Below are 26,569 nucleotides of genomic sequence, written 5' to 3' on the forward strand. Positions count from 1 at the left end.
AAAATGGAGTATGCCCATCCAAAATTGGGGGTTCATTCTCCATCAATTCTTAACTATCTTTGAAAACAGATGCCGGCTTTAAATGCAGTTACTTAAATCCGTTTACACAATCTATTTTATACTCTCCATTAATGTCAACAATAATGTTTTTGCGCTTAATTTTATAGTAACATTTCTGCTTTTGTTATCGACAACCTTTAGAGAAATATCTTCCACTTTGGTTTCTGAATCCTGAGCTATTCTTTCTATTAACTCTTTTATTTCCAGTATAACTTCTTCTTTTGCCCCGTCTTGTGTAGTATAATTAAGTTTTGCATACTTCTTATTAAGTGTTGTGAACCGCCCCTCACTTAAAAAAATTAATATTTTCTTTTTATATTCGCTGTGTAATGAATAAACACGTCCCGGAGGTGTGCAATACAAGCCCGCAAACCACTTCCGATTCATGCGACCCATGTGCCAAATCAATTCATCATTTTTGCAACCAATTTTTTCTTTTGCTTCATTTGAAGATAGGGGTTCGTCATTAAGGATGAACCACCATAATATCTTATCATGTATATCCATTTTATTACTTTTTTTATTCTGCTATACTATTTGGTAAGAAAATTTTATTTACGCATTTACTTCATCGCTTCACCCACCTCAATAAACGAAGGATGCATATCATCATGCAAAATCGTAATCGTTTCTTTTTTAAAATCGCTCTCCAATGCAGTAGGAATATTAATGAACTGCTGCGGGTTGCGGTCAACCAGCGGAAACCAGGAGCTTTGAATCTGTATCATAATGCGATGGCCTTTTAAGAATGTATGCGCCACATCATTCAACTCCAGTTTAACCTTTGTTGGCTGGTTGGGAACAAACGGTTCAGGCTTTTCAAAGCTATTGCGGAATTTTCCGCGCATCACTTCTGCACGCACCAATTGCTGCACATTGCTTTCCGGCAAAACATCAATCACCTTCACTATAAAATCTGCATCCGTTCCGCTTAAACTAACAGATAAGTTAGCAGTAACCGGGCCAAGTAATGTAATATCATTTTGTAAAACATTGCTTGTATAATACACCACATCAGGGCGTTTGGAAGCAAAGGTTTGATCGGCAGCCATGTATTCATTCATGCGGTCATCACTGCGTTTGTCAATATAAGGAACAGGATCGGCGGGATCAGATACGTATTCATCTTTCCCGGAAGTGCCTGCTTTCTGTAATAAAAGCTTATGGCCTTTATCAAGCCACCAGGTTGCATGCTGTACATTTTTTGGCGGCCATGTATCAAATGTTTTCCATTCATTGCTGCCGGTTATAAAAATGGTAGCTTCTCCTTCATTAAAATGACCTTTGCCTTTCAGGTAATAATTAAAGAAATCAAATTCCAGTTGCTGGTATTTTGCATTAAGGTCGCCGCTAAAATCATAACCTGCAAAACGGCTCCATTCAGGCCTTTCCCACGCGCCATGCGTCCATGGCCCCATCACCAGGCGGTTATTATTTTTTGCATTCTGCTGCTCAATGGCTTTGTAAGTGCTTAAAGCGCCAAACATGTCTTCTGCATCAAACCAGCCGCCCACTACCAGGGTTGCCGGTTTTACGTTTTTTAAATGTGCGCGAATATTTCTAGCCTGCCAGTACGCATCTTTTGTGGAATGCTCCAGGTACTCATTCCATATTTTTGACTGATTGTGAAAATAGAGATCGTTCAGGTTATGCAGGGCGCCTGTTTTCAGATAAAAATCATATACGTCTTTTATATCAAGCGTAGAATCAACAGGCGGGTCTGTTTGACGCGGGCCGGTTCTGGGCGCATCGAAAAAATTCAGGAAACTAAAATTGTCCATTAAAAAAAATGCACCGCGGTGGTTGGCATCATCCCCGTCAAATTCATCGGTAACCGGGGCCTGCGGCGAAGCTGCCTTTAACGCCGGATGCGCATCGGGCAAAGAAGCGGTTGCATAAAAACCGGGATACGAAATGCCATAAATGCCCACCTTTCCATTGCTGTTGTGCATATTTTTTAAAAGCCAGTCAATGGTATCGTAAGTATCGCTGCTTTCATCCACCTGCGTATTATCTTTCCTGTTGTCAATAGCCGGCGTCATTTCCTGGAACGCACCTTCACTCAAATGCCTGCCGCGCACATCCTGGTAAACAAAAATGTATTTCTCTTTTATGAAGCGTGCATTGGGGCCAAGGCTTCGCCTGTAATTATCTTCGCCATAAGGCGCCACCGAATATGGTGTGCGCTGCATAAGTATGGGATATGGCCGGGAAGAATCTTTGGGAATATACACGGCGGTAAAAAGCTTTATGCCATCCCGCATGGCTATACGAAACTCTTTTTTAATGTAATTGTCTTTTATGTAAGCCGTATTGTCAGCAGGCTGTGCATGCAATTGCATCATTAATAAGGCAAAGAAAAAGCCAGGTATATATTTCATGTTGCTAATGTAAGCCGTAAAGCGTAAGCTGTGAACAGTAGATTGTGTATCACTGTTCACAACTCACCCAAACAGTTAAATTCGCAGGCTTAAACAATATATGTTTATGGAACTGGAAAAGCATTATATAAACCGGGTTGGGTGGTTAAGGGCGGCGGTGCTTGGCGCTAACGATGGCATATTATCAACCACAAGCATTGTAATAGGCGTGGCAGCCGCCAGCCCTGAACGCATAACACTTATACTGTCAGCGCTGGCAGGTTTGGTGGCGGGCGCCATGTCTATGGCTGCAGGTGAATATGTATCGGTAAGCTCACAGAAAGATGCGGAGCATGCTGATCTTGAACGGGAACAAAAAGAGCTGGAAGAAATGCCTGAAATTGAATTAAAAGAGCTTGCCAAAATATATGAAGGCCGCGGCCTTGATAAGCAACTGGCGCTGCAGGTGGCCACACAATTAACCAGTCATAATGCACTGGAAGCGCATGCAAAAGATGAACTGGGCATTAATGAAGTTACCGTGGCCAGGCCTCTGCAGGCGGCGCTTGCCTCACTCGGCTCATTTGTTGCGGGCGCTGCATTACCCTTCCTGGTAGCTGTATTTGCACCATTGAAAAACATGATCGTTTGCCAGTATATATTTTCAATATTATTCCTGATGTTCTTAGGCGCTGTAGCTGCAAAAACAGGCGGCTCTTTTGTTGCAAAGGCTGTTATGCGGGTTGCCGTATGGGGCACGATAGCAATGGCCATTACTGCGTTGGCAGGTTATATATTCGGGGTAATCGATTCATAAAAACGCATCTGTGCCACAAAAAAATCCGGGTGAAAGAATTCACCCGGCAACCTTTAATCACACACAAATAATAAATGCTTGCTTTTTACCCGTTGCTTATTGTACCTCCTGTTTGAGTTAATAATTCGGTTGTTGTAAATGTTGTACCGGCGGCGCCCTTTGTATAAGTGCCGCTGGTGTATAAGCCATAGAAATCCGTTCCTGACGATACACTGCCGCCGATGTAAACATTATATGTAGTGCTGCTTTTTAACTTGGAACTGCTGAATAATAAAGTGCTGTACGAAACCGGTGCAAGAAATGTAAGGGCTTCTGTACCGTCAGCCGATTCAATATGAACTATTTCACTGCCGCCGCCTGTAGAATTTACCACTGTGCTGCTGCCTGTAGCTGTTACATCATTTTTTGAACAGGCAGTAAATAACGATAAGCATAAGCCTGTTGCAACAAACAGTATGATTTGTTTTGCTATAGCTATGTTACGACTGACAGGATAGTTGCTGTGCATGATGTAAATTCAGTGTAACCGTGTGCTATAGGCATGTTTGTTTTATTGACGCTAAGTTTGCACAATTATTTTTTGGAGCAAAGCGGTTTGAGGTGAAGCGGTTATATTAAGAGGTTATTAACCGCTTTTGTTAACAGGTGTTAAAACTCGCAGTTCTTTGGTGTGCGTGCAAAAGGGATCACATCGCGGATGTTCGTCATGCCGGTTACAAACTGCACCATGCGCTCAAAGCCAAGCCCAAAGCCGGCGTGCGGCACGGAACCAAAGCGGCGTGTGTCAAGGTACCACTGCATTTCTTCAACGGGCACCTGCATGGCTTTCATGCGGGCTGTTAATTTCTCATAACGCTCTTCACGTTGCGAGCCGCCAACAATCTCGCCAATACCGGGTGCAAGAATGTCCATAGCCGCAACTGTTTTTTCATCATCATTCATGCGCATGTAAAATGCTTTGATGGCTGCGGGATAACCTGTAACGATCACTGGTTTCCTGAAATGTTTTTCTACCAGATAGCGTTCATGTTCGCTCTGCAGGTCAATGCCCCATTTTACCTCGTACTGGAATTTCTTCTTTTTATAAGCAGGGCTGTTCAGCAGAATATCTATGGCTTCTGTATAAGTAATCCGCTCGAATGCATTGTTTAAAACAAAGGCCAGCTTTTCCATCAGGCCAAATTCACTGCGTTTGTCCTGCGGCAGTTGTTTTTCTTCATCGGCCAAACGCTGCGCAAGAAATTCAAGGTCTTCGCGGTTATTATCCATCGCATATTTAATGATGTATTTGATGAATTCTTCCGCCAGGTTCATATTGTCTTCAATATCATAAAAAGCCATTTCCGGCTCTACCATCCAGAACTCGGCAAGGTGCCTGGTGGTGTTGGAGTTTTCTGCGCGGAAGGTGGGCCCGAACGTATAAATATCGCTGAAAGCCATGGCTGCCAGTTCGCCTTCCAGTTGTCCGCTTACGGTGAGGTTGGTGCTTTTGCCAAAGAAATCTTCCTTAAAATTAATGCTGCCGTCCTCATTGCGTGGCGGGTTATTGAAAGGCAAGGTAGTTACGCGAAACATTTCGCCGGCGCCTTCTGCATCACTGGCCGTGATGATGGGCGTGTGCAGATAAACAAAACCTTTATCATTAAAAAACCGGTGAATGGCAAATGCCAGTGAATGGCGAATGCGGAACACCGCGCCGAATGTGTTGGTGCGGAAACGCAGGTGGGCTATCTCACGCAGGTATTCCAGGCTGTGTTTTTTGGGCTGCAGCGGATATTTCTCCGCATCGCTGTCACCCAGAATCTCAACAGCGGTTGCTTTCAGCTCCACTTTCTGGCCCTTGCCCAGGCTTGGCACTAATGCGCCTGCCACCTTCAGGGAAGCGCCGGTAGTAATGCGTTTCAGGGTTTCCTCATCCAGTAAGCCCAGTGCGGCAACTACCTGTAAATTCTGGTTGCAGCTTCCATCGTTCAATGCTATAAACTGGCTGTTGCGAAAAGTGCGTACCCAACCCATTACGGTAACTTCCTGGTTTGCCGGTTCTGCCGCCAGCAATTCTTTAATTTTTGTTCGCCTGTTAAACATAATGCTCTATAAAAAGGAGCGCAAAGATAAAGTTTAGGAGGGAGATGCGGTAACCTATTCCGGCAGCTATACGGTAAATAATGAAAACATGGGCCATGGTTTTTCTTTTGCAGTAAAATTTAAAATTGCTGCATTGCCTTGCCTCACGTATGGGCCTTACAAAGTGTGGAAGCTTCGCAAAGCAGCAGGGGTTTTTCAGGCTACAATTCAGTTGCTTTGCTTACCCTGTTCAGTTGTTCGAGCAGGCTGTTGGTTTTCTCCAGTTCCTCGTAAAACCGGCTGCGCCAGTATTCTATTATCTCAAAGGCTTCCTCCAGGGTGGCAGGCCTGGATTTATAAGAAGGCGAAGGCGCTTCTTCAAAACTGTATTCCGGCATTGATGGAAAATCTTCCCTGAAATTATGGTGTAAGGCTTTGCCGTACCTTTCCAGTATTTCAAAAGAAAGATCAGCGTCTTCTATATGGTCGTAATAACTGCCGCGGGTTTTATACCCTGCCCGCCTGGTGATCTGCGTAATACTAAGGTCACTCTCAGCAGCCACCTGCCTGAGAACTTCCCCGCGATGAATCTTTTTCTGTTTTTCCGCCACGTTGTAAAGAAATAAATTATACATAATAGTGCATGGTTTCATGCTTAACTGTGGCTATATGATGAAGACCTGTTACAATGAAAACTGCAATGTCCTTCCTCTGCATATAAGCAAGACTAAGAGACATTGCGGCAAAGCGAAATTAATCCCAACTGTCAGATTAAATATTGACTATTTCAATTTATTGCTGGTGTTTACTTACAGCTTCTGGTTATATATATCTTTTTGTGGTGTTTCCACAAAAAGAAAAAGTCATTGCCATATTATTAGTAAATTAAATATTTCATATTTAAGAATTTGAAATGAAATATTGGATTTGAATAACAAAGTTTCCGCTTGTTGCAGCCGCATCACTTACAAATATTGCTGTACCATTTGCCAGATTAACATCAACCAAGTTGCTTGTATAACTTACTATTCCGTCAGAACTTGTTACTGTAATAGTACCTACACTTGATTGTGTTACAGATGTAAGTGTGCTTGTTGGTAATGTGAATGTTAACGTGCTTGGCGTGCTTACAGATGTAGGTGTAATCGTGCCAGTTATCCTTGCATTAACAACATAACCATTCCTTATATAAGTTGCACTCGTTAATGCGCTGCTTGTTATGTTTGTTGTATTTGTTAGCATAGAAGTATATGATCCTGATGCAAGCGTTGGTAATGGTGCAATTGCCTTAACTGTACTATCCGTTGTATTCTTTACTAATATACTATCAGTAGCAGATGCACCCGCAGGCGTTAAACCAATCTTTAGGGCGCCTCTTGTTTTGAGGTTTGTATAGAAATTAGAATAAGAGTTAGATAATGTATTAAATATTGTATCAGGAGTTGCACTTGTATCTTTTAAATTGAGAAGAAAAAAATGGCCGCCTGTATTTTTAAGAATGTAGTTTCTAAAATATGTATTGCCAGTTGAATCAAATAAAGATAGTAATGGTTCTTTGTGATATATCTGCACACCATTACCTATTGACCTGCTTCCACTCCATTGCGTAGTTCTGCCTATTACATACTTTAAACTGTCAGGATTAAACCTGTCAAGCCATGCGCCTTCTTGCACTGTGTCAACATAAAGTTTATAACCTGCTATCAGGCTTGGTCGTGGAAGGGTATCACTATATCCACTGTTTTTCCATTCAAGCGTAACGCCCTTCCAGCTAATATTTGTTCTGTTATATAATATGCTTGTACCGGTTGGTGTTGTTTGAGCTATAAAATCCCCAGCAGCAACTGGCAAACCGCTTGTGTCTGACAATGTAGATGCAGAAACTATGCCGTCCAAATTCACTTTAGGATTTCTACAGGAATCAAAATAAATTGAGTTTTTTTGATAGATAGTGCCGGCACTCCATTGATTTACTTTCGTATCCTCAAACCCGCAATTCTTAATGTTTATAACCCCCGAATGCCATTGTAAATTTTTAAAATAAAAGGCATTGTCTCTGCAACCCCTGAAAAAACATTCTGTAAAATTAATCTCTCCGTTACCTCTATATCTGTCATATCGTATGCCGGGCCCGTTAGTGAATATAAACTTACAATCAGTAACGTTTCCTGGAGCTGACGCATCTGTAAAATATATACCACCGCCGGAATTGTAAGTAAATGTAAGGTCTGTGAAGTTTGTTTTATCAGCAACAGAAGAATGTAAATCACCGGTTGTATCTTGTATTAACATACCCCAAACACTGTCTGCTGAATTATTTCTGTTTCCAAGGAACCCGAGAGAACTTATTGAACCAACCCAATACTTTCGCCCGCTTGATGCTACTGTTGCTGGAATCAGTTGAAACAAGGCATTCCCAGAAAAACCCGTTAACTCACATATCTTAGTCACTCCGTATGTGCTACTTTCCGCTGTGCCATTACCTGAAACATAGCAACCGTTCGTTATATACACATTAGATTTTATTCCAATTGCTCCCGTTGGCAATTCGACACTTCCATAGTTTCGTGTTTGTTGCCATACCCTATACAAACTTGCAAACATCCTGTTTAATGCCGGTGCATTATCTGTACCTGACCCAAAATAATTACAGTCAGCAACCACTCCATACCATACAGCTTTAGTTCGTTCTCCAGGGTTTATAATTCTTTTCAAGTAAAGGCTTTCAGTACTTGGAAGTTTAAATACTGTACCCGTATCAGCTATCAATCCGGTTGTGTCTGCTAAAATAAAATTACCGCCGCCGTACACGCTGTCCGGGAGTATGATGCACATACCTGCTTTCTTAACACTAATAGCATCAACCGCAGTAAGGTTTGCAAGTGCTTTAGTTATAGTATCTTGCGAGTAGGAATTAAAAAAGAAAAATAGAAAAGATAATATTGTAAGAAGTTTTTTCATAATTACTTAATATGATATAATTACTTAGATTATTTGTTCCGTTAGCTGGGGCAGTTGTGTATCTTATAGTTAAAGTTGTTCCTGAAACTGTGCAGCCAATTATTCCATCAGATGCTTCATGAAATGTATTGGGTATTGTCAAAAAAGGCGTATCTGCTTCTTGGATAGCTTCCTCCTCAGCTAATTCTTTTATGAGTTGACCGGGCCCAGCAGCATAGCTTCACTGGCTTCACATTGCAAAATCAATTATCGCCATTCAACTTCTAAACTATAAAACTTTTTTGAAAACAAAAGCGCTACTTCAAATTAAAGATTTGATCACACCAAGGCGTAGTAGTCATGGAGACTACGCCGAACAAGGAATTTTTTAATTATTCTACTAAATCTTTTTATCCCTCAGTAGAAGAAATCCGCTTTCCTTCGCCGCAATGTTTCTTAGCCTTACTTTGTGAGCCGGAAAGAACATTGCGGTTCAGAAATGCATCGTCCGCCTTGCAAGACGATGTACGACATAAAATTCTATTTCCTTTTAATCCGCTTAAATGATCCAATAATTCGTTCTTTAATTTTTCATCTTTATGTGCATAGGATATAAAAATTTTTACTGAACCCATCTTTGGTTAATTAGATTACTCAAGTTTTTATTTACTTAGCAATGTTCTGGCTTTTATTATAAAAAGTATTACTTTATTAGTATAGAAAGCATCTAAATCTTTTTATCCCATAGAGGAATAAAACCACTCAAATCTCTTAACCCAGGGAATACCTCAAATACTTGATTGTTTAAAATTGTATTGTCGCTATTGTAGTAGTAAAACTTAAAATCACATTTAATTTTTACGGATGTCTGATTGCTTTTTGGCTCAACGGGTATGGAAAAATGTAGAGATTGAGATTTGAGAGTACTTTTAGTTTCTGTTAAAAAGAATGTTGCTTTATACGATCCTCGCATGTCATAACCATAAAAAAAGCCTTGGTTGAAATTTTTTATAAAAATTGGAGAACCATCATCGTAAATTTCAAATTGCAATGGATAATTCATAAAATCTTTTATGTCATGAAAAGTGCAATCAATCCTGTATAATGTTATATCCTCATTATTTGATTGACCATTTACTTGCTTTGGTTGAATTTTACTTTTAATTGAATCTCGTTGATATAACAGTTCTTTTTTTTCATGTTCAGATAAACTGTCACTATTTAATTTGTCATTAATTTTTTGTAATTCAGTGGTGGCAACACTGAGCGTGTCATAATAAGCTTTCCATCTTTTACGCAACGTATCACTTGGTGTAATTATTGAATAATATAATGCATAGGTTTTTTTGGTTTCTAAATCTTTGCTGAGTACGTCATTTACGTAGGTATCATATTGTTTCATTTCTTCAATACCAACTTCCCTATTCTTAAATGTATCATTTACATAAGCGACAAATACATAAATAATAATACTCCCTATAATCCATTTTACAAAATTTCCAACATACTTGAACTTTGCAAAATTTAGCTCGTTACATTTAGGGTCATTATATTTATCTGGTTGAAAAAAAATTGAGGATAAAATAATGTACACTAAACCCATGGTACAAATTATTAAACTTCAAATCATTAAAATCTTATCCATATTAATTAACCCTTATTCTATCATTATCTGAAGTAGCAGATATTATGTTATTACTAATTTATTAATTTTTATTTTCTTCATGACACAATATCAGCAACCGCAGGTTTCGTTCAACATCGCTTTCATTGCCCATACTTCGTACGCATCGAATCTTAGTTATATGCCGTTTTATTTCGGCAAATGAAAAGATATGACTGCTAAATCAAGTTCTCTATTTCTGTCACCATTAAGATGAAATTTGAAGTTAAACCAAGTTTCATCATTTTGTCTTAGCTCCTTCAAATAGTTAGAGTGCATCTGGATAGATAACTTTACCTTTTCTAAAACGCCTGTAAATTCAGCATTCTGAACAAAATTAATGACAGCAACTTTTGAATTTCTCCAAGTGAGATAGCTTAAAAGTTGGTCAATAGTTTTCATAAATACTTTTTCGCCTTTCCAATATTTACACTCTGCTACAAAAACGACGCTACTATCATAGCGTAACGAAATATCGGTCTTCCCAATTTTATTAAAAGTTTCACCGCTTGCACTTCCTAATTCAAAATTTGGGTCCAAGATTAGCAAAATGTGATCACGAATATGTTCTTCACTTTTTCCCTTGTATGTTGAAGGCAACCTCTCAAAATTCTTTCCAACATCATTTATGATTTTTAACATTTTTTGATAGTTGTTGTCATCAAGTGCAGGCTCTGGTTTGAAGTCTTTCTCATAAACTATTGGCTTTACTATAATTTTTTCTTTGAGTTTTGGATTAGGTATAGAAAATGTTTCGGCAATTCCGTCTTTCTTTTTAATTGGAACTCCAAGCGATGACAGTAGGTTGTTCTTCTGAAGTATTTGTTGTTTCCTAAAGTCAATTGAATGTTTAATTGTTGCTTCAAGTCCGTTGTTAAGCGTTTCGCAATTACTTCTGATATTTCCGTAATTACTTGTCAAATAATTTACCTCTTGATTGTATTGACTTTTTATTCTTTCAGGGTCATTGTAAAAATTTATTATCTCAATAAGGATGCACTTTTGTCTTGTATCAAAATTGGCTTCATAGCTCATTAAAGTCATAGGATTGGGACGCAATTGAAGTAGTTCTATGTTTCCAGTATAAGGTATATGGTATACAATAACTTCCTTGCGAAACATTTTGCTTGTGTCGCTTATCATAAATTCGTGTTGGGGAAACCTTGAACCTGGAATATCTCGTTCTACAGTATCCACATAAACTTTGTCAAAGTGAAACTCCGGAACATCAAGAATATATTTTTGAATAAGATGAGCTGTGTAATCATCAATGTTTACATTTAAAATGTAAGCGTCTGTCTGAGAATTAATTTCACCTGAAATCTTATTTCGGTATTCTTCCGAAAAGCTGTCAAAGTAATTTCCTGTGTAAAGTTTCATTGATTAGTAGTATCTGTCTAAAAATGGCATACAACAGCTTAGCATTGCTGAAGGCGTGCTATTAGCATTCCTATCAGCCGATAACTAAAGCCAAATTGAAATACAAAAGTTGAATATAAAAATAATAATTCAATAGCGTTCGGTCACGCGGAATATGCAGTTAAATAGAATTACTATTGCTGAGTTTACTTCTGTCCGGCTACGCTTTTAACAATGCCGTTGTTGTACGAAACTTTCTAATATTTATTATGCAAAACCATTTGGAATTCTTTTTCAATTCCCACTTTTTTAGAAGATTCGTTTCCGTGGATAACTGATTGTATAAATTTCAATGATTCTTCAAAAAAGAATTTGCTAATATTAAATGTCCAAAGCACATCGGCATTTGACGAAACATCTTTGTCTCGTATAACATTTTGTTCTATTAAATACAGTCTTACTTGTTGATATTTGTTATCTACGCTTTTCACTTTTTCTATAACATCCGTAGCCAATTTTTTTTCATTAGTTTCAAGATGTGTTTTTCCATGAGCAATATTATTTCTTAGAAGAAACAAATTTTCGATTGATTTATAGGATGAATATGTTTCTAATTGCTTTTTGAAAGTTTTATTATATGTGTCTTTTTTAAACCGCCAACCTCTCTTATTTAACTCATCAAATAATTTTGGTTTTTGGGGTTTGTAATTATCTAAATGGTCTATAATTATATCTGTAATTAGTCCTTCAATTGCCATTGCAAGATTGTTTATTATTATTAATCCTAAGCCATTTTGGAGATTGGTACTTGAAGGAATGCCACTCCGTCGAATAAGCCATTTAAGAGACATCAAAATATAGGGCCAAAGCCGGGTTTTAAAAACAATCACGTTATGTGTGTCCGTTGTGTAGCTTCCAACATTTACATGAAATATTTCGTCCATTACAAAGTTAATTTGGGTGTTGAGCTCAAGTTGCGTACAACGGGAGTTTGTGAAAAGAACCTCATTACTCAACCAAATATACACATGATGTGAATAGAGTAAACAGCGTATAATTATTGCTTTAAAGAAGTATGCAATTCATAGAAGGCACCAGGCGCAATCAAACCTACTTTTTTACGTTGGATGACCAGTTAAGCCTAGACAACCCGGTACGGCTTATAGAACAAATGGTCTTGCATATAAAAAAATGTAAGCAACATAATTGCCATTTTTGCAAGAAATTTTAACTTGTAGCAAAAAGCTTATGTCCCGTAAACCAAACCCAACACAGGAACTATGGAGCATCTCTCACGAGTATTTACAGCAGATCACACAAGAAGAAGCAGAGTTTATTCTTGGACATGGTGAAAAGACCTTGGCTGACACCTTGGAAACAAACAAGATTATCACCGACAAAGCAAGCGGCTTTTTGTCACTCGCCATTGGGATATTTGCTGCTGTGGTTGGTTATTCAATTGATAGGTGGGACAAGTCCGGTAAATGGGATAATATGCTTATTGCAACATCTATCGGTGCAATATACCTTCTTGTGGTTGCAATTGTTTTTAGTATTAATATCTATCCTACAAATTATTACGTTTTAGGCGCCAGACCAGAGGTATTCTTTAATAGTAATTTTTTCAATAAAAAAATCAAAGATGATGACCGCAAATTATTCTTATACGTCAATGAAATTGAAGATTGCCAGCTGAGAATTGTTCACAACAGGAAAATAAACGACTGGCGCTGGTATTGGTTTCGCATCGCATATCGCGCATTAATTGCCTCACCAATTATTTTCGTGGTTATTTATCTTCTGTTATCCAGCTTCCGGCCCTGCCACCTTTGATTTCAAAGGAATCACCACGATTCGGATTTTCGGATTTGCAAACTCGATCACCAGATCTTACACGCTCGAAATCCCAGCCTAGATCAGAACCTGTTGTTTCGTTCTGAGTTGTTACTTGGTTTTGCTCTGATGATTGAGTTGAGCCTTGGTTTTGTTCACCGCCTTCCATGATACAAATTTTAATGAAAGTTACAGGATTTTAATAAATTACTTGAATGGTTTTTTTATTTGCATTATAAGTTTGAAAATTACTAAAGACAGGATAATTAGTTAAGTTCTCCGATAAATTACCTGGTGAAGCAGCTACTTTTGCTTATGGCAAAAACACAAAAAAAGATTGCTGCGCCAATAGGCAGGTATATTGACCCGCTAACTGACTTTGGTTTCAAAAAAATATTTGGCTCCGAGCCAAATAAAGACCTTTTGATTGCTTTCCTCAACGAGCTCTTCAAAGGCCGCAAAGTAATACGTGACCTGGTATATAATCAGCAGGAAAATAGCGCTCCTGCAAAACATTACCGAAAAACGATTTTTGACCTTACCTGCACCGGCGCTGATGGTGAAACTTTTATCATTGAAATGCAGCGTGCCGACCAAAAGTTTTTTACAGACAGGGCTATCTTTTATACCGCCAGTAAATTATATGAGCAAGCACCAAAAGGCAAAAAGGATTGGAATTTTGAATTGCAGGAAGTGTATTTTATAGGGCTGATGGATTTTAATTTTGATAGCACGCCACAGGATAAATACCTGCACCGTGTGCGGCTGGCAGAAGAAGAAACCGGCCATACATTTTATAACAAATTGGGATTTATATTTTTGGAACTGCCCAATTTTAACCTGGAAGAAAATGAAATAAAAACTGATCTTGAAGGCTGGATGTATGTGCTGCGCAATATGTGGAAATTGAATAAAATTCCTGTAATTTTGGATAAGAAAGTATTTCAAAAGCTGTTTCAGATTGCTGAAGTAGCCAATTTAAAAAAGGAGGAATATATGTTGTACGAAAAAGACCTTTTGGATAAATGGACTGAGTACTCTGTACTGAAAACTGCAGAGGAAAAGGGTATTGAAAAGGGTAAGGAAAAATTTGTAAAAAACCTGCTTTCTAATACTAATTTTGGCATTGCTAAAATTGCGTCGCTGGCAGATGTTACCGAAGACTTTGTAAGAAAGGTTAAAAAAGGTTTGAAGAAATAACCTGTTATATGTTGTACGAAAAAGACCTTTTGGATAAATGGACAGAGTATTCGGTGCTGAAAACCGCAGAAGAAAAGGGTATGGAAAAAGGCGCAGAACAAAAAAGCTATGAAGTTGTAAAAAACCTTATAAATAAATTTGGATTTAATGACCAACAGGCTGCAAACGCCGCCGAAGTTTCTATTGCTTTTGTAAAAAAAGTACGCGCATCTCTAAAGAAGAAAAAATAGAAAAGTAATTTATAATAAAAGGCTGCACCTTTATTAGTGGCAGCCTTTTATTTTTTAGTACAATTTAGAGTTGCAGCATTGTTTAGCTAAGCAGATAACTTTTGAGTTAAATCACTTTCCATCTAATTACTCTTTGCTTTTATATTCGCTTTCAACATTTGTAATTTCTCTTTACTCTCTTTCAATTGTTGCTCTAAATTTTTCGTTTCACCGCAACCCTGATACATTATATTGACACCATTGTTTCCATCGTAATTATTTATTCACCCGGTGCTACCCAATTCTCAATTGTAAGCCCATCTACCCTGTTAAATTCTTTCTCGTTATTTGTTACAAGTATTAAATTCAAGCTCTTTGCATGTGCGGCAATTAACGTATCTAAAGCGCCTATAGGCGTTTCCTTTTTTTCAAGGTCAGTTCTTATACTTCCATATTCCATGCAAGATGCATAGTCAAAGTTGTATATACTTAAAGGAGTAAGAAACTGATTCAATGCAGCTAAATTTTTCTGTTGATTAGAACTTTTTATTGCACCGTAATAAAGCTCTGCCAGGGTTATTGAAGAAATACCTATTTCGCCCGGTAAAATAGCTTCAAATTTTTTGAAAACAGATACTGGCTTTTTTTTGATAATGTAGATGCAAATATTTGTATCAAGTAAATAACTCATAGAAATATATCGTCTCGTTTTTGCTGACCGGGTTCATTTCTTGCTTGCATAAAATCATCAGTAAATTGGTCCAGACTTTCAAACAAATTTTGCCAAGGCTTGTGAAAAGGAATAATATATAGGCTGTTGCCAATTTTTTTTATATACACTTTGTCGTCATTTATTTTTAGGCTGGCAGGTATTTGGATTGCCTGACTTCCAGAACTATTGTCTATGCTGATTGTTTCAAATTCCATAATATTTGCTTTAATAAATTAATTATAACGTTTTTAGATACATGCTCATCTTATTTCATTTGCAACTTTCTATTTCCGTTAATTCTTGCTATTTCTCCTTTTTTCAGAATTAACCTTCTCAAACTTTTCTCTTTCCATTTTCAACAGTTCTTCAAAAAGCTTCATTGCCTGTTCGACAGAAAAACTGTGTAAGTTTTCAATTTTTCCGGTAGCTAACAAGCCGCCATTGGTTGCTGATACACCACAGTTCTCGTAAAAATTATTCGTATAATAAAGAACATTTTCAGTATTAAACTTTTTGAGTCCTTCTAAACTTACACCAAGGGCATCTGCAACTTTGCCCAGTCGTTCGTCATCAATATTCTCTGTTTGTTCCAGCTTAGAAATTGCCTGTTTTGTTATATGCATACGCTGAGCCAATTCCAATTGAGTAATACCGACAAGACGACGGACACTGCCTATTTTAAGCCCCATGTGTTTATTATTATCTAAAAACTTTGATTCGATTTCCATGATGATAATGTTTTATACAATTATTTTTTGTTATTGATGTACAGCTCAAGCTTTTCACGTTCGCTATTGAGTAGTCGTTCATATAACTCAACTACTTTATCAATAGGATTTAAATGCTGATGAGCCGTGCCACTTCCACTATTAGAACCGTTTATTGTAGTATCTCTATAATTATTGATGTTGTATATAGCTCGGGCTACGTCAAATTTCTTAATAATATCCGGTGAAACGCCTAAAGCCTGTGATAATTTGTTGAGCATAGATTCTTCAATTACCGGCTGATGTTCAATTAAAGAAAGTTGAGATTGAGATATATCTAATTCTTTAGCCAGAACTTCTTGTTTAATACCAAAATAAATTCTGATGCGCTGCGCATTCCTGCCTTGATGGTTTTCTTCTAAAACTTCTACACTTTCCCAATTTTTTGTTTCTTCCATATAGTATTCAAATTTTTATCAAACTTAATAAAAGACAACCAGATTCTGGCAATTGACAACCTGAAATATTATAAATAACTCCTTCTCTTATTTATCTTCGTATGAGGCAAACTAATTTTCAATGGGTTAGCTGCTGCTATCATTTATTTTCTCTCGCATGCCAAAAGAAGAAAATTTATACGAAGATTTACTTGCAAAAGGCTATTCAAAGCAATCTATACACAAGGTTTTACATGCACTTGTTTTAGAAGATATAAAGCAACAAAAGCTTTATGATAAAAAATCTTTTGCAGGTAAAATGGTGTGGCATATAAACAGGTTTGTTAACCATAAATTATTACACCCTTTACAACATATAACTGCTGCTGGCTTGTGCCTGCTTAAAACACAGTTTGCCAAGAAGCCCAAACAACCCATCTAAGATTGCATAAACAACCCGGTTTAAACAACTGCTGCAAATAGTTACAAATAGTTACCCTATTTATTTCTTCCAAAAAATTACTGCAATGAGAAGACCTCTTTTTTGCTTTATTGCCATGCTATTACCCTTACTTCGGGTCTATGCACAAGAAGCAACTTTAAATAAAACTGTCGCAGGCAAAATCATATCTGCAAACGGCCATTTGCCTGTTGCAGGCGCGGCTCTTACTTTACAGTACGCTAAAAAATATGCTGTAACAAATGATAATGGAGCTTTCTCTATAACACGCACTTCAACAACAGATACACTTATCGTTTCCCACATCAGTTATGAAACAAAAAGAATAGCTGTAAATGAAAATACAACCACATTATTAATTGTATTAGACGAAGCGCTTAACCAGGTTAATAATATAGTTGTTAGCACCGGCTATGAAAACCTTCCTAAAGAGAGAGCTACAGGTTCATTCTATAAAGTAAATAGTGAAATATTAAATAAACGGGTTTCAACTGATATTATCAGTAAACTAAATGGCATCACAAGTGGACTTGTATTTAATAAAGATGCCGGAGGTAACACGATCTTAAATATCCGCGGGCAAAACACCATATTTGCAAATGCATCTCCGTTAATTGTAGTAGATAATTTCCCTTATGAAGGAGACATTAATAATATCAATCCAAATGATATAAAATCCATTACGGTTTTAAAGGATGCAGCTGCCGCTTCGATTTGGGGAGTTAGGGCGGGAAATGGTGTAATTGTTATTACCACCCAAAAAGGAGAATTCAACGAGCCATTAAACGTTTCCATCAATGCTAATATTACAACATCAAGTGATCCCAATTTATTTTATAATCCTAATTTTTTAGATTCAAAGGATTTCATTAATATCGAGAAAACCTTGTTCAACCAGGGATTCTATGATGCGGATTTAAGTAGCGCTATTTATGTTCCTGTTTCTCCCGTTGTTGCAATTTTAAACCAACAAAGAGAAGGACAAATATCTTCCACCGAAGCCGATGCGCAAATCAATGCGCTTCAAAACATAGACATTCGCAATGAACTAAAAAAATACTTTTATCAAAAGGCTATTGATCAGCAATATGCTCTTAATGTAAATGGCGGAGGTGAAAAATACAGTTACCACTTTTCAGCAGCTTATGATAAGGATTTAGCAAATGAAAAATTTAGCAAATATCACCGCATATCTATTAGCTCTTTAAATACATTCAAGCCATTAAAGAGTTTAGAAATTAATATAGGTGTTATTTATGTGCAGAGTAATAATAAATTCGATAATACATTATCCGAAATCATAACTGGCGGCCCAAGAGGTAAGAGTATTTATCCTTATGCCGCCTTCAAGGATAATAATGGGAACTCTTTATCTATTGTAAAGGATTATTCTACAGTATTTGTAGAGAATGCAGAAGCCAATGGATTTTTAAACTGGCAGTTTTATCCATTGGAGGAAATAGGCTTGAATACTACTAACATTAAGGAAGGCGATACACGCATAACTTCCGGAATAAAATATACATTGATTCCAGGATTGGATATAGATTTTAAGTATTTGTACGAGAATGGAGTAAACCAACAACAAAATCTTGCAAAGCAAAACTCCTATTATGTTCGGAATTTAATTAATCAATATGCTTCGGTTACCGACGGACAGGTGACTAATATCAGCAATATACCATCAGGCGACATTCTTAAAACGACAAACGGAAATTTAATCTCCAATAATTTTAGAGCGCAGATAAATTATAATAACCATTGGCATAAAAATTTAATTAATGCAATTGGTGGTATAGAAGTAAGGCAGATTGGCAATAATAGCAGCAGTAATACTTTGTATGGTTATGATAATGATAAAGCCATCTCTCAGTTAATAGATCCATTGACTTATTTTAGTCTCTATCCATCAGGCATGTCTATGCCCATACCGATGGATATTGGCATTACCAGTACACTAAATCGCTTTAGATCATATTTTACAAATGCCTCGTATAGCTATAATGAACGATACACTGTTTCGGTCAGTGGTCGAATAGACCAGTCAAACCTATTTGGTGTAAAAGCAAATCAACGTTCTGTACCTCTCTGGTCTTCCGGATTAAAATGGGATGTAAGCAAAGAACAATTTTATCATATTAACTGGCTATCACAGCTAAGCCTGAGGGCAACCTATGGATTTAATGGTAACATAGATAAAAGTCAGACAGCTTTCACAACGGCTGATTATTTATCTTTTGCATTATTTACAGGCCTTCCGTATGCTAATATTCTCAGCCCGCCAAATCCGGAACTTCAGTGGGAGAAAACAAGTATGGTTAACATTGGGGTTGATTTCAGCATAAAACATGATTTGCTAACTGGAAGCCTTGAATATTTTTTTAAACGTGGAAACGATTTAATAGGAGATGATATTCTTGCTCCAAGTACAGGTTATGTTAATCCTAATACCGGTGCCAACACTTTTAGAGGAAATTTCGCTAACATGAAAGGTAGGGGTTTAGATGTAGCCATAACTTCAAAAAATATTGATCGGATATTCAAGTGGACTACCAATTTCCTTTTTAGCTATGCTACAGATAGGGTAACACATTTCGGAGTTGAAAATCCTGCTTATTATGCCGTTTATTATGGTGATGGAAGTTCGGGCCTATTAAGCCCAATTAAAGGAAGACCCGTATATAGCGTTTATAGTTTTAAATGGGCAGGACTCGATCCATCTACCGGAGATCCCAGAGGATATTTTGAAGGGGAAATGAGTGAGGATTACTCTGCTATACTTAATACAAGCCAACAAGAGGACATAGTATATGAAGGTCCAGCCAGACCTACTTTCTTTGGAGGTGTAAATAACAGTTTCTCATGGAATGGTTTCTCGTTATGGGTTAACATTAGTTATAAACTCGGCTATTATTTCAAAAGAAGCTCTATCTCATACGATGGTTTATATAATAGTTGGAATGCAAATAAAGACTTTATCAAACGTTGGGAAAAGGCCGGCGATGAAAATAATACTAACGTTCCATCAATGCCCGAAGTTGATAACCCTATGCGGGATGGCTTTTATCTTAATTCGCAGACTCTCGTAGAAAAAGGCGATCATATACGACTGCAAGATATCAGCTTAAGCTACAGCTTTAATAAAGACAAGTTCCCTAAGATTCCTTTTAGCCAATTGCAGCTCTATTTATACGTGAACAATTTAGGCATCATTTGGCGGGCTAACAAGCAAGGGATTGATCCTGATTATCCTAAAGGCGGGATTCCCGATCCAAAAACTATTTCAATCGGCTTAAAAGCAGATTTCTGATATACCAAGTTATTTACAATTAAAAACAAAAAAATGAAGCCTAATTTCTTTTCGTTTATACAATTTCTTTTGGGGGTATTAATATGTCTCGGTGCATTCTCATGTAAGAAGGATTGGCTAAACGTAAAGTCTGATAAATCACTGGTCGTTCCCAACACTATTTCAGACTACCAAGCTATTCTGGATAACACTTTCCCAATATTTAATGTTTACCTCGCAGATTTGGGAGAAATAGGGTCTGATGATTATCATATCACGGATGCTGACTGGCAATCATTAAATTCCTTTACCCAAAAAAATGCCTATATATGGGCGTCAGATGTATATGAGGGTGAAAATGTAAATGATTGGAGTAAAGCCTATCAGCGAATTTTTTACGCTAATGTGGCATTAGACGGAATAAATTCCATTACCCCTACTGCTTCAACAGAAGATGCCTGGGCAAACATAAAAGGTAGCGCTTTATTCTGCAGAGCCTTTGACCATTTCAACAGCTTAGAGGAAGAATTTTCCAAACCATATAATCAAGCCACTGCAAATACCGATTTAGGTGTACCACTTCGCTTGACCTCAGACATTAACGCGAAGTCTGTTAGAGCTACCACCCAGCAAACTTATGATCAAATAATAGCAGACCTTAAGCAGGCTGCATCATTATTGCCTAACCTTCCTTTATTCAAAACGCGACCCTCGAAAGCCTGTGCATTCGCATTATTGGCAAGAGTATATCTGACCATGAGCGATTTTAGCAATGCTTTATTATACTCGGATTCATGCTTACAGATAGACGATTCCCTACTGGATTATAACCAACTGGATACGACAGTAAGCTATCCTATTCAGAGATTTAACGATGAGGTAATTTATCAATACCGTTTTTTCTATGATCAGATACTAAGACCAGATGTATTTATAGTAGATTCTAATTTGTATCGGCGCTATAGCATTAATGATTTAAGACGAAAAGTGTTCTTTACCAATAAAGATGGTACAATCAGATATAAAGGTAGTTATGATGGGAGTGTACAGAGGTTTGGCGGAATTGCTACGGACGAAATATATTTAATAAGAGCGGAATGCCAGGCGCGAATGGGGAACACTTCAGCAGCTATGCAGGATTTAAACACTTTATATAAATCAAGATGGGATAATAGTGTTCTTTATGTCCCACTATCAGCCACTGATGCCGCTGACGCTTTACAACAAGTTATTTCTGAAAGAAGAAAAGAACTTTGTTTTAGAGGTCTCCGTTGGATGGATTTACGCCGATTGAATCAAGACCCAAATTTTGCGGTCACCCTTACCCGGGTAATAAACGGACAGACATATACTTTGCCACCCAATGATAACCGATATACTTATGCAATACCAGACCAGGAAATTCAAATAAGTGGAATCCAACAAAACCAACGATAACCCTCCGGTATAAGAAACTTCATAAAACTAAATTTTAAACTTAAACAAATAATACCGTGTATAAGGTAAATAGAGTTGTGCTAATTAGCATTGTTGCAATATTGTTGTCAACATCTTATGGAAATACACAAAGTATTTTACCCGGTCAGCAATGCCCGGATATAGAGCTTAAAAATATTGTAAACTATTCAAAAAGCTCAGCAAGGATATCAGACTTTAGAGGAAAGCTCCTAATACTTGATTTTTGGGCCACTTGGTGTAGCCCCTGTGTATCGGAATTTCCAGTAATGGATTCATTGCAGAAAACATTTGGTAATCAGCTACAAATCATGCCCATTGCATATCAGAGTCGCCAAGTAGTTAGTAATTTTTTCAATAACATGCGTAATGTCATTCATATTTTACCGTCTTCCGTTACTGAAGACACCGTGTTGACCAAATTATTCCCGCATACTGCCATACCTCATTATGTATGGATTGACAAGACAGGTAAAGTAATAGCCATAACAGGATATGAAGAAGTAACTTCCGAAAATATCCAGAAAATATTGAATGGCAATATGTCACAGTTATCGCTAAAAACAGATGATAAACTAAATATAGATTTCAATAATCAGGTATTTGAAATAGTTAATCCTGTAAACAGTAATGGAGGCATGGTATATCATCCCATTAATGAAAAAGATATTTTATGTCACGAAGTAATAACCCGATATATAAAAGGGTTTATTAGTCAGGCTCATCAGGACTCTATTCGATTTACAGCAACAAATATGACCATAGAGAATCTTTATAAATGGGCATTGGGGCATGGATATTATCAGTTTAGTTCCGATAATAGAATAAGATGGGAGATTAATGATTCTTCACTTTATCATTTAAACCATCAGGTACTTGATAATCTTCCAAATGAACCGGAACGTTTAGAATGGATGAAAGAAAATGCTTTTTGTTATGAATTAACTATTCCACGCAGTAGTGGTGATCCTAATGAGAAATACAATATTATGCTAAGTGATTTAAACCGATATTTTGGTAGCCTATATGGTATTGAGGCCCACTTGGAAAAACGTAACGTAAAATGCCTCGTGCTTACGAGAATAAACACCGAAGATAAGCTTGCAACTGAAGGCGGTTCGCCTTTTCTAAATGACAACAAGTATTATTTGGAATTAAAAAACCAGCCATTGATTTGGTTAATGATACGGTTGGCAACCTATTATATGCAGCTTTCACCGATGCCATTGTTAGATGAAACAGAATATAAGGGGAATATAGATTTGAAATTGAATTGCAGATTATCTGATATTAGTGCAGTAAATAATGAATTGGAAAAGTACGGTTTAGAATTTAAAGAAGCAATGAGGATGATTGACATAATTGTAATTAGTAAAAAGAAAAGCACCTCATGAAAATTCAAAAAACGTACTCGTACTATGTCTTTAATAAGAGACTGTATAGAGCGCGATATAATCCGGGTATAATGCGACAATGCTATGCTTAAACACTTTAAATTGTTGAAGTTTTTCTCCTCTGAAAAAAGGGATATAAATGCTGCCGTAATATTTTCCTGTTTTTAGGAAGTAAATATCTATAGCGGAGTTATTGAAAAACTCTTTTTTCGATTCGTTGTCAGCTTTAATTTTTGAGTTATTAAACAATAATCCTGAATAAACACAACTCGTCCAATTAATAATGCGATTAGGGGCGATGTTAGTGTACATTTTATCATTCAGCCCTTTTATGCTTCCAATTTTTGCCTGCTGGCTATGGATGGTGTCAATCGTTTGACCCTTATATATAATATGAAAACTTGTATCAAAGCAAATAATGTTATCAGAATAGAAGGAAATATAGGTTATCAGATTTGTATTTTTGTCATAATGAAGTAATCCGTCCGTAGATATACCCCCGTCTCCATAACGCTCAATTAATCCATCGTTCCGTTCTATATGGTTGGTTAGCGAGTTTCCCTTAATCAAGGTTTGATCATGAAAATTACGCAGTGTGTCAAATACGCGCATTACAAATGATGTTGGCGAAATAATGACACTTCGACTATATATGGCAAAGGGAAATTGATAATAATTTACAGCTTCTGTATTTAGATTTTCCGTGAAAACGGCCGGCACATTCTTTGCGAAAAGATAGGCCACACCTGAATCCACTATACTTTCAAATAGCGAAGAAATTTTTTCGCTGGCAGTGAGATGTAATTTCAGTGTATCGGAGCTGTTTAATTTTAAATTAGTTTCAAATAATACAGACGGGTCTTTTGTTTCAAAATAAAGATGATTATTATATAAACCGCTAATAGATGTAATTTGACGATTATTTATTGGGCGAAAAGATACCAGTGTTGCAACAGGTTTGAAAATCCTTTTAAATCCATTTGGCCTATTGATTTCTTTATTAGAAAGCCATGCCAGCAATGTTATTATACCAATGGCCAAAATTATTATGCTAAAAGGCAGCACAAAAAGCCTTATTAATACAACCCGCTTCATCAAAGGATTTTTTAATAAATAAGAGATAAAGAACTATATATAGCTCTTTATCTCTTGGTAATCGCTAAGGAGTATATGGGCCATTATTCACCTGGTCATGCGCAACACCCTGGGCATCGTAATAGGCTGCACAAAGTGTTGATGAAGTAGAAGTGCAATTACTACTTAAATCAGGTGCGGGAGTTCGAGCCGTCTGAATGAATGTTGTTGACCCGCCGGACTCGGTGCCGTACCATCCATTAGTAGGGTCGGCCTTACTCGTTGGTGCTATTGTAAAAGCACTTGCGGATGCTCCGATAATTATTGCAAAAATTGGGAGCAATTTTAATTTAGCTGACATATCATTGAATTTAATTACTTAGACAATGAATAACGATTCATCATCTAATAGCTAATAATGCGCCTACTCTGTTAACAGATTTTCGGCTTCCTTTCTGCTTGCTTAAACCTGCAAGGGGTATTATTGCAATAATATTTTTAAGAATGTTCATATTACACCAGTCTTAATTGCTTGCTCTTTCTGATACTCCGGTATAAGCCTGTTCATACTCTCTAACATCACTCCCACTAACGCAATCACTGTAAATACTATGTTGAAGATTAAATGTTGATCCCAATCCATTTTTGAAAGTAACCCGCCGCAAACGCAAGGGATGTAATAGCTGAAATGCAGCATTGCAAATATGTAGCTGGTAAATAATGTCATCAAAAACAAAGCAGCATAGAATCCTAATAATCGTGTAGTGGAGAAAACAATAAGGGCTACGGTCAGCAATTCAATTACCGGTAATATTAAAGCTATTGGCCCTGCAATAGATGTTATAAATGGTGATTTGCCTAACTGAAGCCGGAATAGATGATATTTTAATAATTTTGAAATAGCCGCATAGGTAAATAAAAGGCAAAGCAATGCTTCAATCGTATAGATAATATAATCTCGTTTCATACTAACTGAACTAATAATGACCAAACTATGTTGAAGCGGGGCAAAATCTTTATTTAAGTCAATCGAACACTTGTGGCAGAGGCCGCTAATATCCGGGGCAGTAAAAAAGGCTTTCATTATTTCCGCATGTTATTCGTGAAGTGTTTTGTAATCCATATACCATTGAAGAAAACCTTAGCGAAGAAATAATTGATAACGCAGCTATCGGGACAATTCCAAATCGAACAGACAAAGCTATTGCAGCGCTATGCCTCTTTCCAAAAAAATCTATTGTCAAAAAGGAAAATCTATTGTCAAAAAAGAAAATTCCGGCATCATTTTTTTGTTGTACCGGGTGTGGCCCTGTATTTTTTATAAAACTCTTTTATAAAAGTGGAGACAGATTTGAAACCGGAAGTAAAAGCAGCCTCTTTTACGGATAATCTTTCTTTCATCAACAATTCGTGCGCAATCTCTAATCTTTTTTCAATAATAAACTGGTGAATGGTAATATGAAATGCTTCATAAAATATATGCTGTAAAGTTGGTTTGCTTATCCTGAATTTCTTTGAGAGCATTTCCATATTTATCCAATGCTGCAAATTCTCCATAATGAAAGCATGTATATCTTCAGCCATGCGTGACGCATGTTGCGCTTTTCCTTTATTGCCGTCATCCACATAAGCCAATAATAGATCCATAATTCTTGCTTCAAAGAATAAATGCCGTTCCGGCTCTTCTTTTTTACATTTCAGCATATCTTCAAAAGTGATGTTTCTTACCGCAGGTGTAATATATGCCGGGTGCTGCCGTACGCCCTTATCCGAATGCATCAATGCCATCTGCAGTACCTCTTCCAATTCAGCATATTTACCGGCAAGCATCTGTATAAACTTTTGGGTATTGTCCACATGGAAAGAAACGTAAAAGCCCTGCTCAAAAAAAGCCTTGTTTTTTTTATGCGCAGGCACAAAGAATAAATGAAACAATCCTTCTGCCAGCAGCACAGGCCCAAAACCCGCTAATTCGCAGGGTATATCATTTTCCAGCATAAAGTGTAGAGCTATTACAGGCTCTGCAGCAACCGGCAATAAGCATACGGCCTGCAGAATATGAAATATATTAAGCTGAATGTGAAAGTCATCGTATTTAATTACCTGCGTGAGAAAATTACCAACCGGCCCTTTGGCATAAACAGCTTCGGCATGAGGTATTTTATAATGCTTGTAGCGCACCGGCACTTTATACAGCAAGGTAGTTTGCACACGCACATGCCCGGGAATTGAAAATTTCATCATGTACATTGATGTTAGACGTGAAAATAATAGCGAAGCGGAAAGCTGTTCAGGGTTATGGCGGGATAAAGAAATGCACGGCCACTTTTATATAAGTCTTAATTGAAAAGCAGAGCAGCCGTTCCTGCGGAGAGATAAAACGGCAAACAGGTTTATCTGAAATAACCGGCAAGATTCTTCGGGATTTGCTTTTTCTTTAAATAAAGATACCGAACTAAACGACAAAAGATGAACGTATTTATACGCTGTTTCTGTGTAGTTCCGCGCAATCTTTGGAATACTGCTGTTTATACCC

General features: G+C 37.2%; 26 protein-coding genes. 8 read left to right on the forward strand and 18 right to left on the reverse strand.

The window, feature by feature from the left end; genetic code table 11:
• Window positions 1–111 precede the first annotated feature (111 nt).
• Together QM629_RS00855 and QM629_RS00860 are read right to left on the reverse strand one after the other, a co-directional pair.
• Window positions 112–567 carry a hypothetical protein gene (locus QM629_RS00855; RefSeq protein ID WP_415156214.1) on the reverse strand — a complete coding sequence of 152 codons (456 nt, stop codon included), beginning with the start codon at window positions 565–567 and terminating at the stop codon, window positions 112–114.
• Between the two features lie 56 nt (window positions 568–623).
• Window positions 624–2,441 carry a CocE/NonD family hydrolase gene (locus tag QM629_RS00860; protein ID WP_415156216.1) on the reverse strand — a complete coding sequence of 606 codons (1,818 nt, stop codon included), beginning with the start codon at window positions 2,439–2,441 and terminating at the stop codon, window positions 624–626.
• Between the two features lie 106 nt (window positions 2,442–2,547).
• Here QM629_RS00860 and QM629_RS00865 point away from each other — a divergent pair, with 106 nt between their 5' ends.
• Complete coding sequence (locus tag QM629_RS00865) at window positions 2,548–3,237, forward strand: VIT family protein (RefSeq protein WP_415156218.1); 690 nt, start codon at window positions 2,548–2,550, stop codon at window positions 3,235–3,237.
• A gap of 85 nt (window positions 3,238–3,322) precedes the next feature.
• Here the strand turns inward: QM629_RS00865 and QM629_RS00870 are convergent, their stop codons facing one another.
• The 8 genes from QM629_RS00870 to QM629_RS00905 form a co-directional block, all read right to left on the reverse strand.
• Entirely contained in the window at window positions 3,323–3,745 is a 423-nt protein-coding gene (locus QM629_RS00870) for a hypothetical protein (protein WP_415156220.1), read from the reverse strand.
• Window positions 3,746–3,885: 140 nt separating this feature from the next.
• A complete protein-coding gene (gene asnS / locus QM629_RS00875; protein WP_415156222.1) occupies window positions 3,886–5,322 on the reverse strand; it encodes an asparagine--tRNA ligase in 1,437 nt (478 codons plus the stop codon).
• A gap of 200 nt (window positions 5,323–5,522) precedes the next feature.
• Window positions 5,523–5,936, reverse strand: coding sequence for a hypothetical protein (locus tag QM629_RS00880; protein ID WP_415156224.1), 414 nt, complete (start codon window positions 5,934–5,936; stop codon window positions 5,523–5,525).
• A 265-nt stretch (window positions 5,937–6,201) separates the two neighbouring features.
• On the reverse strand, window positions 6,202–8,262 hold the full coding sequence (locus tag QM629_RS00885; RefSeq protein WP_415156226.1) for a hypothetical protein: 2,061 nt from the start codon (window positions 8,260–8,262) through the stop codon (window positions 6,202–6,204).
• A 389-nt stretch (window positions 8,263–8,651) separates the two neighbouring features.
• Window positions 8,652–8,876 (reverse strand): hypothetical protein, encoded by a 225-nt coding sequence (locus tag QM629_RS00890; protein ID WP_415156228.1) that lies wholly within the window; start codon window positions 8,874–8,876, stop codon window positions 8,652–8,654.
• A gap of 92 nt (window positions 8,877–8,968) precedes the next feature.
• Complete coding sequence (locus tag QM629_RS00895) at window positions 8,969–9,844, reverse strand: hypothetical protein (RefSeq protein ID WP_415156230.1); 876 nt, start codon at window positions 9,842–9,844, stop codon at window positions 8,969–8,971.
• A 210-nt stretch (window positions 9,845–10,054) separates the two neighbouring features.
• On the reverse strand, window positions 10,055–11,284 hold the full coding sequence (locus QM629_RS00900; RefSeq protein ID WP_415156232.1) for a hypothetical protein: 1,230 nt from the start codon (window positions 11,282–11,284) through the stop codon (window positions 10,055–10,057).
• Window positions 11,285–11,520: 236 nt separating this feature from the next.
• Entirely contained in the window at window positions 11,521–12,207 is a 687-nt protein-coding gene (locus tag QM629_RS00905) for a hypothetical protein (RefSeq protein WP_415156234.1), read from the reverse strand.
• A 271-nt stretch (window positions 12,208–12,478) separates the two neighbouring features.
• Here QM629_RS00905 and QM629_RS00910 point away from each other — a divergent pair, with 271 nt between their 5' ends.
• Entirely contained in the window at window positions 12,479–13,096 is a 618-nt protein-coding gene (locus QM629_RS00910) for a hypothetical protein (protein ID WP_415156236.1), read from the forward strand.
• Here QM629_RS00910 and QM629_RS00915 read toward each other — a convergent pair.
• The gene (locus tag QM629_RS00915) at window positions 13,053–13,265 is read right to left on the reverse strand and encodes a hypothetical protein (RefSeq protein WP_415156238.1); all 213 of its coding nucleotides are present in this window, start codon (window positions 13,263–13,265) and stop codon (window positions 13,053–13,055) included. The genes QM629_RS00910 and QM629_RS00915 overlap by 44 nt on opposite strands.
• Before the next feature lie 146 nt (window positions 13,266–13,411).
• Here QM629_RS00915 and QM629_RS00920 point away from each other — a divergent pair, with 146 nt between their 5' ends.
• Window positions 13,412–14,296: an Rpn family recombination-promoting nuclease/putative transposase gene (locus QM629_RS00920; protein ID WP_415156240.1), complete on the forward strand. Its 885-nt coding sequence runs from the start codon at window positions 13,412–13,414 to the stop codon at window positions 14,294–14,296.
• Between the two features lie 8 nt (window positions 14,297–14,304).
• A complete protein-coding gene (locus QM629_RS00925; protein WP_415156242.1) occupies window positions 14,305–14,526 on the forward strand; it encodes a hypothetical protein in 222 nt (73 codons plus the stop codon).
• Window positions 14,527–14,785: 259 nt separating this feature from the next.
• On the opposite strand, the gene vapC is transcribed toward QM629_RS00925, so the two are convergent.
• The 4 genes from vapC to QM629_RS00945 all read right to left on the reverse strand — a co-directional run bounded on the left by vapC (window position 14,786) and on the right by QM629_RS00945 (window position 16,382).
• Complete coding sequence (gene vapC / locus QM629_RS00930; protein WP_415156244.1) at window positions 14,786–15,196, reverse strand: type II toxin-antitoxin system tRNA(fMet)-specific endonuclease VapC; 411 nt, start codon at window positions 15,194–15,196, stop codon at window positions 14,786–14,788.
• The gene (locus QM629_RS00935) at window positions 15,193–15,432 is read right to left on the reverse strand and encodes an antitoxin (RefSeq protein ID WP_415156246.1); all 240 of its coding nucleotides are present in this window, start codon (window positions 15,430–15,432) and stop codon (window positions 15,193–15,195) included. Before QM629_RS00935 ends, vapC begins: the two co-directional genes overlap by 4 nt.
• Before the next feature lie 78 nt (window positions 15,433–15,510).
• The gene (locus QM629_RS00940; RefSeq protein WP_415156248.1) at window positions 15,511–15,945 is read right to left on the reverse strand and encodes a helix-turn-helix domain-containing protein; all 435 of its coding nucleotides are present in this window, start codon (window positions 15,943–15,945) and stop codon (window positions 15,511–15,513) included.
• A 20-nt stretch (window positions 15,946–15,965) separates the two neighbouring features.
• Window positions 15,966–16,382, reverse strand: coding sequence for a helix-turn-helix domain-containing protein (locus QM629_RS00945; RefSeq protein ID WP_415156250.1), 417 nt, complete (start codon window positions 16,380–16,382; stop codon window positions 15,966–15,968).
• A 157-nt stretch (window positions 16,383–16,539) separates the two neighbouring features.
• Here QM629_RS00945 and QM629_RS00950 point away from each other — a divergent pair, with 157 nt between their 5' ends.
• From QM629_RS00950 to QM629_RS00965, 4 genes are all read left to right on the forward strand, one after another.
• Window positions 16,540–16,803: a hypothetical protein gene (locus QM629_RS00950; protein WP_415156252.1), complete on the forward strand. Its 264-nt coding sequence runs from the start codon at window positions 16,540–16,542 to the stop codon at window positions 16,801–16,803.
• 85 nt (window positions 16,804–16,888) lie between these two features.
• On the forward strand, window positions 16,889–20,131 hold the full coding sequence (locus QM629_RS00955; RefSeq protein WP_415156254.1) for a SusC/RagA family TonB-linked outer membrane protein: 3,243 nt from the start codon (window positions 16,889–16,891) through the stop codon (window positions 20,129–20,131).
• Window positions 20,132–20,164: 33 nt separating this feature from the next.
• Window positions 20,165–21,547 (forward strand): RagB/SusD family nutrient uptake outer membrane protein, encoded by a 1,383-nt coding sequence (locus QM629_RS00960; protein WP_415156256.1) that lies wholly within the window; start codon window positions 20,165–20,167, stop codon window positions 21,545–21,547.
• A 56-nt stretch (window positions 21,548–21,603) separates the two neighbouring features.
• Window positions 21,604–22,959, forward strand: a complete 1,356-nt coding sequence (locus tag QM629_RS00965; RefSeq protein WP_415156258.1) for a TlpA family protein disulfide reductase — start codon at window positions 21,604–21,606, stop codon at window positions 22,957–22,959.
• 30 nt (window positions 22,960–22,989) lie between these two features.
• Here QM629_RS00965 and QM629_RS00970 read toward each other — a convergent pair whose 3' ends face one another.
• From QM629_RS00970 to QM629_RS00980, 3 genes are all read right to left on the reverse strand, one after another.
• On the reverse strand, window positions 22,990–24,054 hold the full coding sequence (locus QM629_RS00970) for a hypothetical protein (RefSeq protein ID WP_415156260.1): 1,065 nt from the start codon (window positions 24,052–24,054) through the stop codon (window positions 22,990–22,992).
• A gap of 487 nt (window positions 24,055–24,541) precedes the next feature.
• Window positions 24,542–25,117 carry a MauE/DoxX family redox-associated membrane protein gene (locus QM629_RS00975; protein ID WP_415156262.1) on the reverse strand — a complete coding sequence of 192 codons (576 nt, stop codon included), beginning with the start codon at window positions 25,115–25,117 and terminating at the stop codon, window positions 24,542–24,544.
• Between the two features lie 197 nt (window positions 25,118–25,314).
• On the reverse strand, window positions 25,315–26,277 hold the full coding sequence (locus tag QM629_RS00980) for a helix-turn-helix domain-containing protein (protein ID WP_415156264.1): 963 nt from the start codon (window positions 26,275–26,277) through the stop codon (window positions 25,315–25,317).
• Window positions 26,278–26,569: the final 292 nt, after the last annotated feature.

Origin of the sequence: Parafilimonas sp., assembly GCF_047606085.1 — a bacterium.
Taxonomy (GTDB): Bacteria; Bacteroidota; Bacteroidia; order Chitinophagales; family Chitinophagaceae; genus Parafilimonas.

Excerpts from the sequence above, each read along its gene's own strand:
- QM629_RS00935 (WP_415156246.1), bottom strand. The coding sequence starts at position 15,432 with ATGGAATTTGAAACAATCAGCATAGACAATAGTTCTGGAAGTCAGGCA.
- QM629_RS00940 (WP_415156248.1), bottom strand. The coding sequence starts at position 15,945 with ATGGAAATCGAATCAAAGTTTTTAGATAATAATAAACACATGGGGCTT.
- vapC (WP_415156244.1), bottom strand. The coding sequence starts at position 15,196 with ATGAGTTATTTACTTGATACAAATATTTGCATCTACATTATCAAAAAA.
- QM629_RS00960 (WP_415156256.1), top strand. The coding sequence starts at position 20,165 with ATGAAGCCTAATTTCTTTTCGTTTATACAATTTCTTTTGGGGGTATTA.
- QM629_RS00955 (WP_415156254.1), top strand. The coding sequence starts at position 16,889 with ATGAGAAGACCTCTTTTTTGCTTTATTGCCATGCTATTACCCTTACTT.
- QM629_RS00880 (WP_415156224.1), bottom strand. The coding sequence starts at position 5,936 with ATGTATAATTTATTTCTTTACAACGTGGCGGAAAAACAGAAAAAGATT.
- QM629_RS00870 (WP_415156220.1), bottom strand. The coding sequence starts at position 3,745 with ATGCACAGCAACTATCCTGTCAGTCGTAACATAGCTATAGCAAAACAA.
- QM629_RS00890 (WP_415156228.1), bottom strand. The coding sequence starts at position 8,876 with ATGGGTTCAGTAAAAATTTTTATATCCTATGCACATAAAGATGAAAAA.
- QM629_RS00970 (WP_415156260.1), bottom strand. The coding sequence starts at position 24,054 with ATGAAGCGGGTTGTATTAATAAGGCTTTTTGTGCTGCCTTTTAGCATA.
- asnS (WP_415156222.1), bottom strand. The coding sequence starts at position 5,322 with ATGTTTAACAGGCGAACAAAAATTAAAGAATTGCTGGCGGCAGAACCG.
- QM629_RS00975 (WP_415156262.1), bottom strand. The coding sequence starts at position 25,117 with ATGAAAGCCTTTTTTACTGCCCCGGATATTAGCGGCCTCTGCCACAAG.
- QM629_RS00860 (WP_415156216.1), bottom strand. The coding sequence starts at position 2,441 with ATGAAATATATACCTGGCTTTTTCTTTGCCTTATTAATGATGCAATTG.
- QM629_RS00980 (WP_415156264.1), bottom strand. The coding sequence starts at position 26,277 with ATGATGAAATTTTCAATTCCCGGGCATGTGCGTGTGCAAACTACCTTG.
- QM629_RS00905 (WP_415156234.1), bottom strand. The coding sequence starts at position 12,207 with ATGGACGAAATATTTCATGTAAATGTTGGAAGCTACACAACGGACACA.
- QM629_RS00895 (WP_415156230.1), bottom strand. The coding sequence starts at position 9,844 with ATGGGTTTAGTGTACATTATTTTATCCTCAATTTTTTTTCAACCAGAT.
- QM629_RS00925 (WP_415156242.1), top strand. The coding sequence starts at position 14,305 with ATGTTGTACGAAAAAGACCTTTTGGATAAATGGACAGAGTATTCGGTG.
- QM629_RS00885 (WP_415156226.1), bottom strand. The coding sequence starts at position 8,262 with ATGAAAAAACTTCTTACAATATTATCTTTTCTATTTTTCTTTTTTAAT.
- QM629_RS00920 (WP_415156240.1), top strand. The coding sequence starts at position 13,412 with ATGGCAAAAACACAAAAAAAGATTGCTGCGCCAATAGGCAGGTATATT.
- QM629_RS00855 (WP_415156214.1), bottom strand. The coding sequence starts at position 567 with ATGGATATACATGATAAGATATTATGGTGGTTCATCCTTAATGACGAA.
- QM629_RS00945 (WP_415156250.1), bottom strand. The coding sequence starts at position 16,382 with ATGGAAGAAACAAAAAATTGGGAAAGTGTAGAAGTTTTAGAAGAAAAC.
- QM629_RS00915 (WP_415156238.1), bottom strand. The coding sequence starts at position 13,265 with ATGGAAGGCGGTGAACAAAACCAAGGCTCAACTCAATCATCAGAGCAA.
- QM629_RS00950 (WP_415156252.1), top strand. The coding sequence starts at position 16,540 with ATGCCAAAAGAAGAAAATTTATACGAAGATTTACTTGCAAAAGGCTAT.
- QM629_RS00900 (WP_415156232.1), bottom strand. The coding sequence starts at position 11,284 with ATGAAACTTTACACAGGAAATTACTTTGACAGCTTTTCGGAAGAATAC.
- QM629_RS00865 (WP_415156218.1), top strand. The coding sequence starts at position 2,548 with ATGGAACTGGAAAAGCATTATATAAACCGGGTTGGGTGGTTAAGGGCG.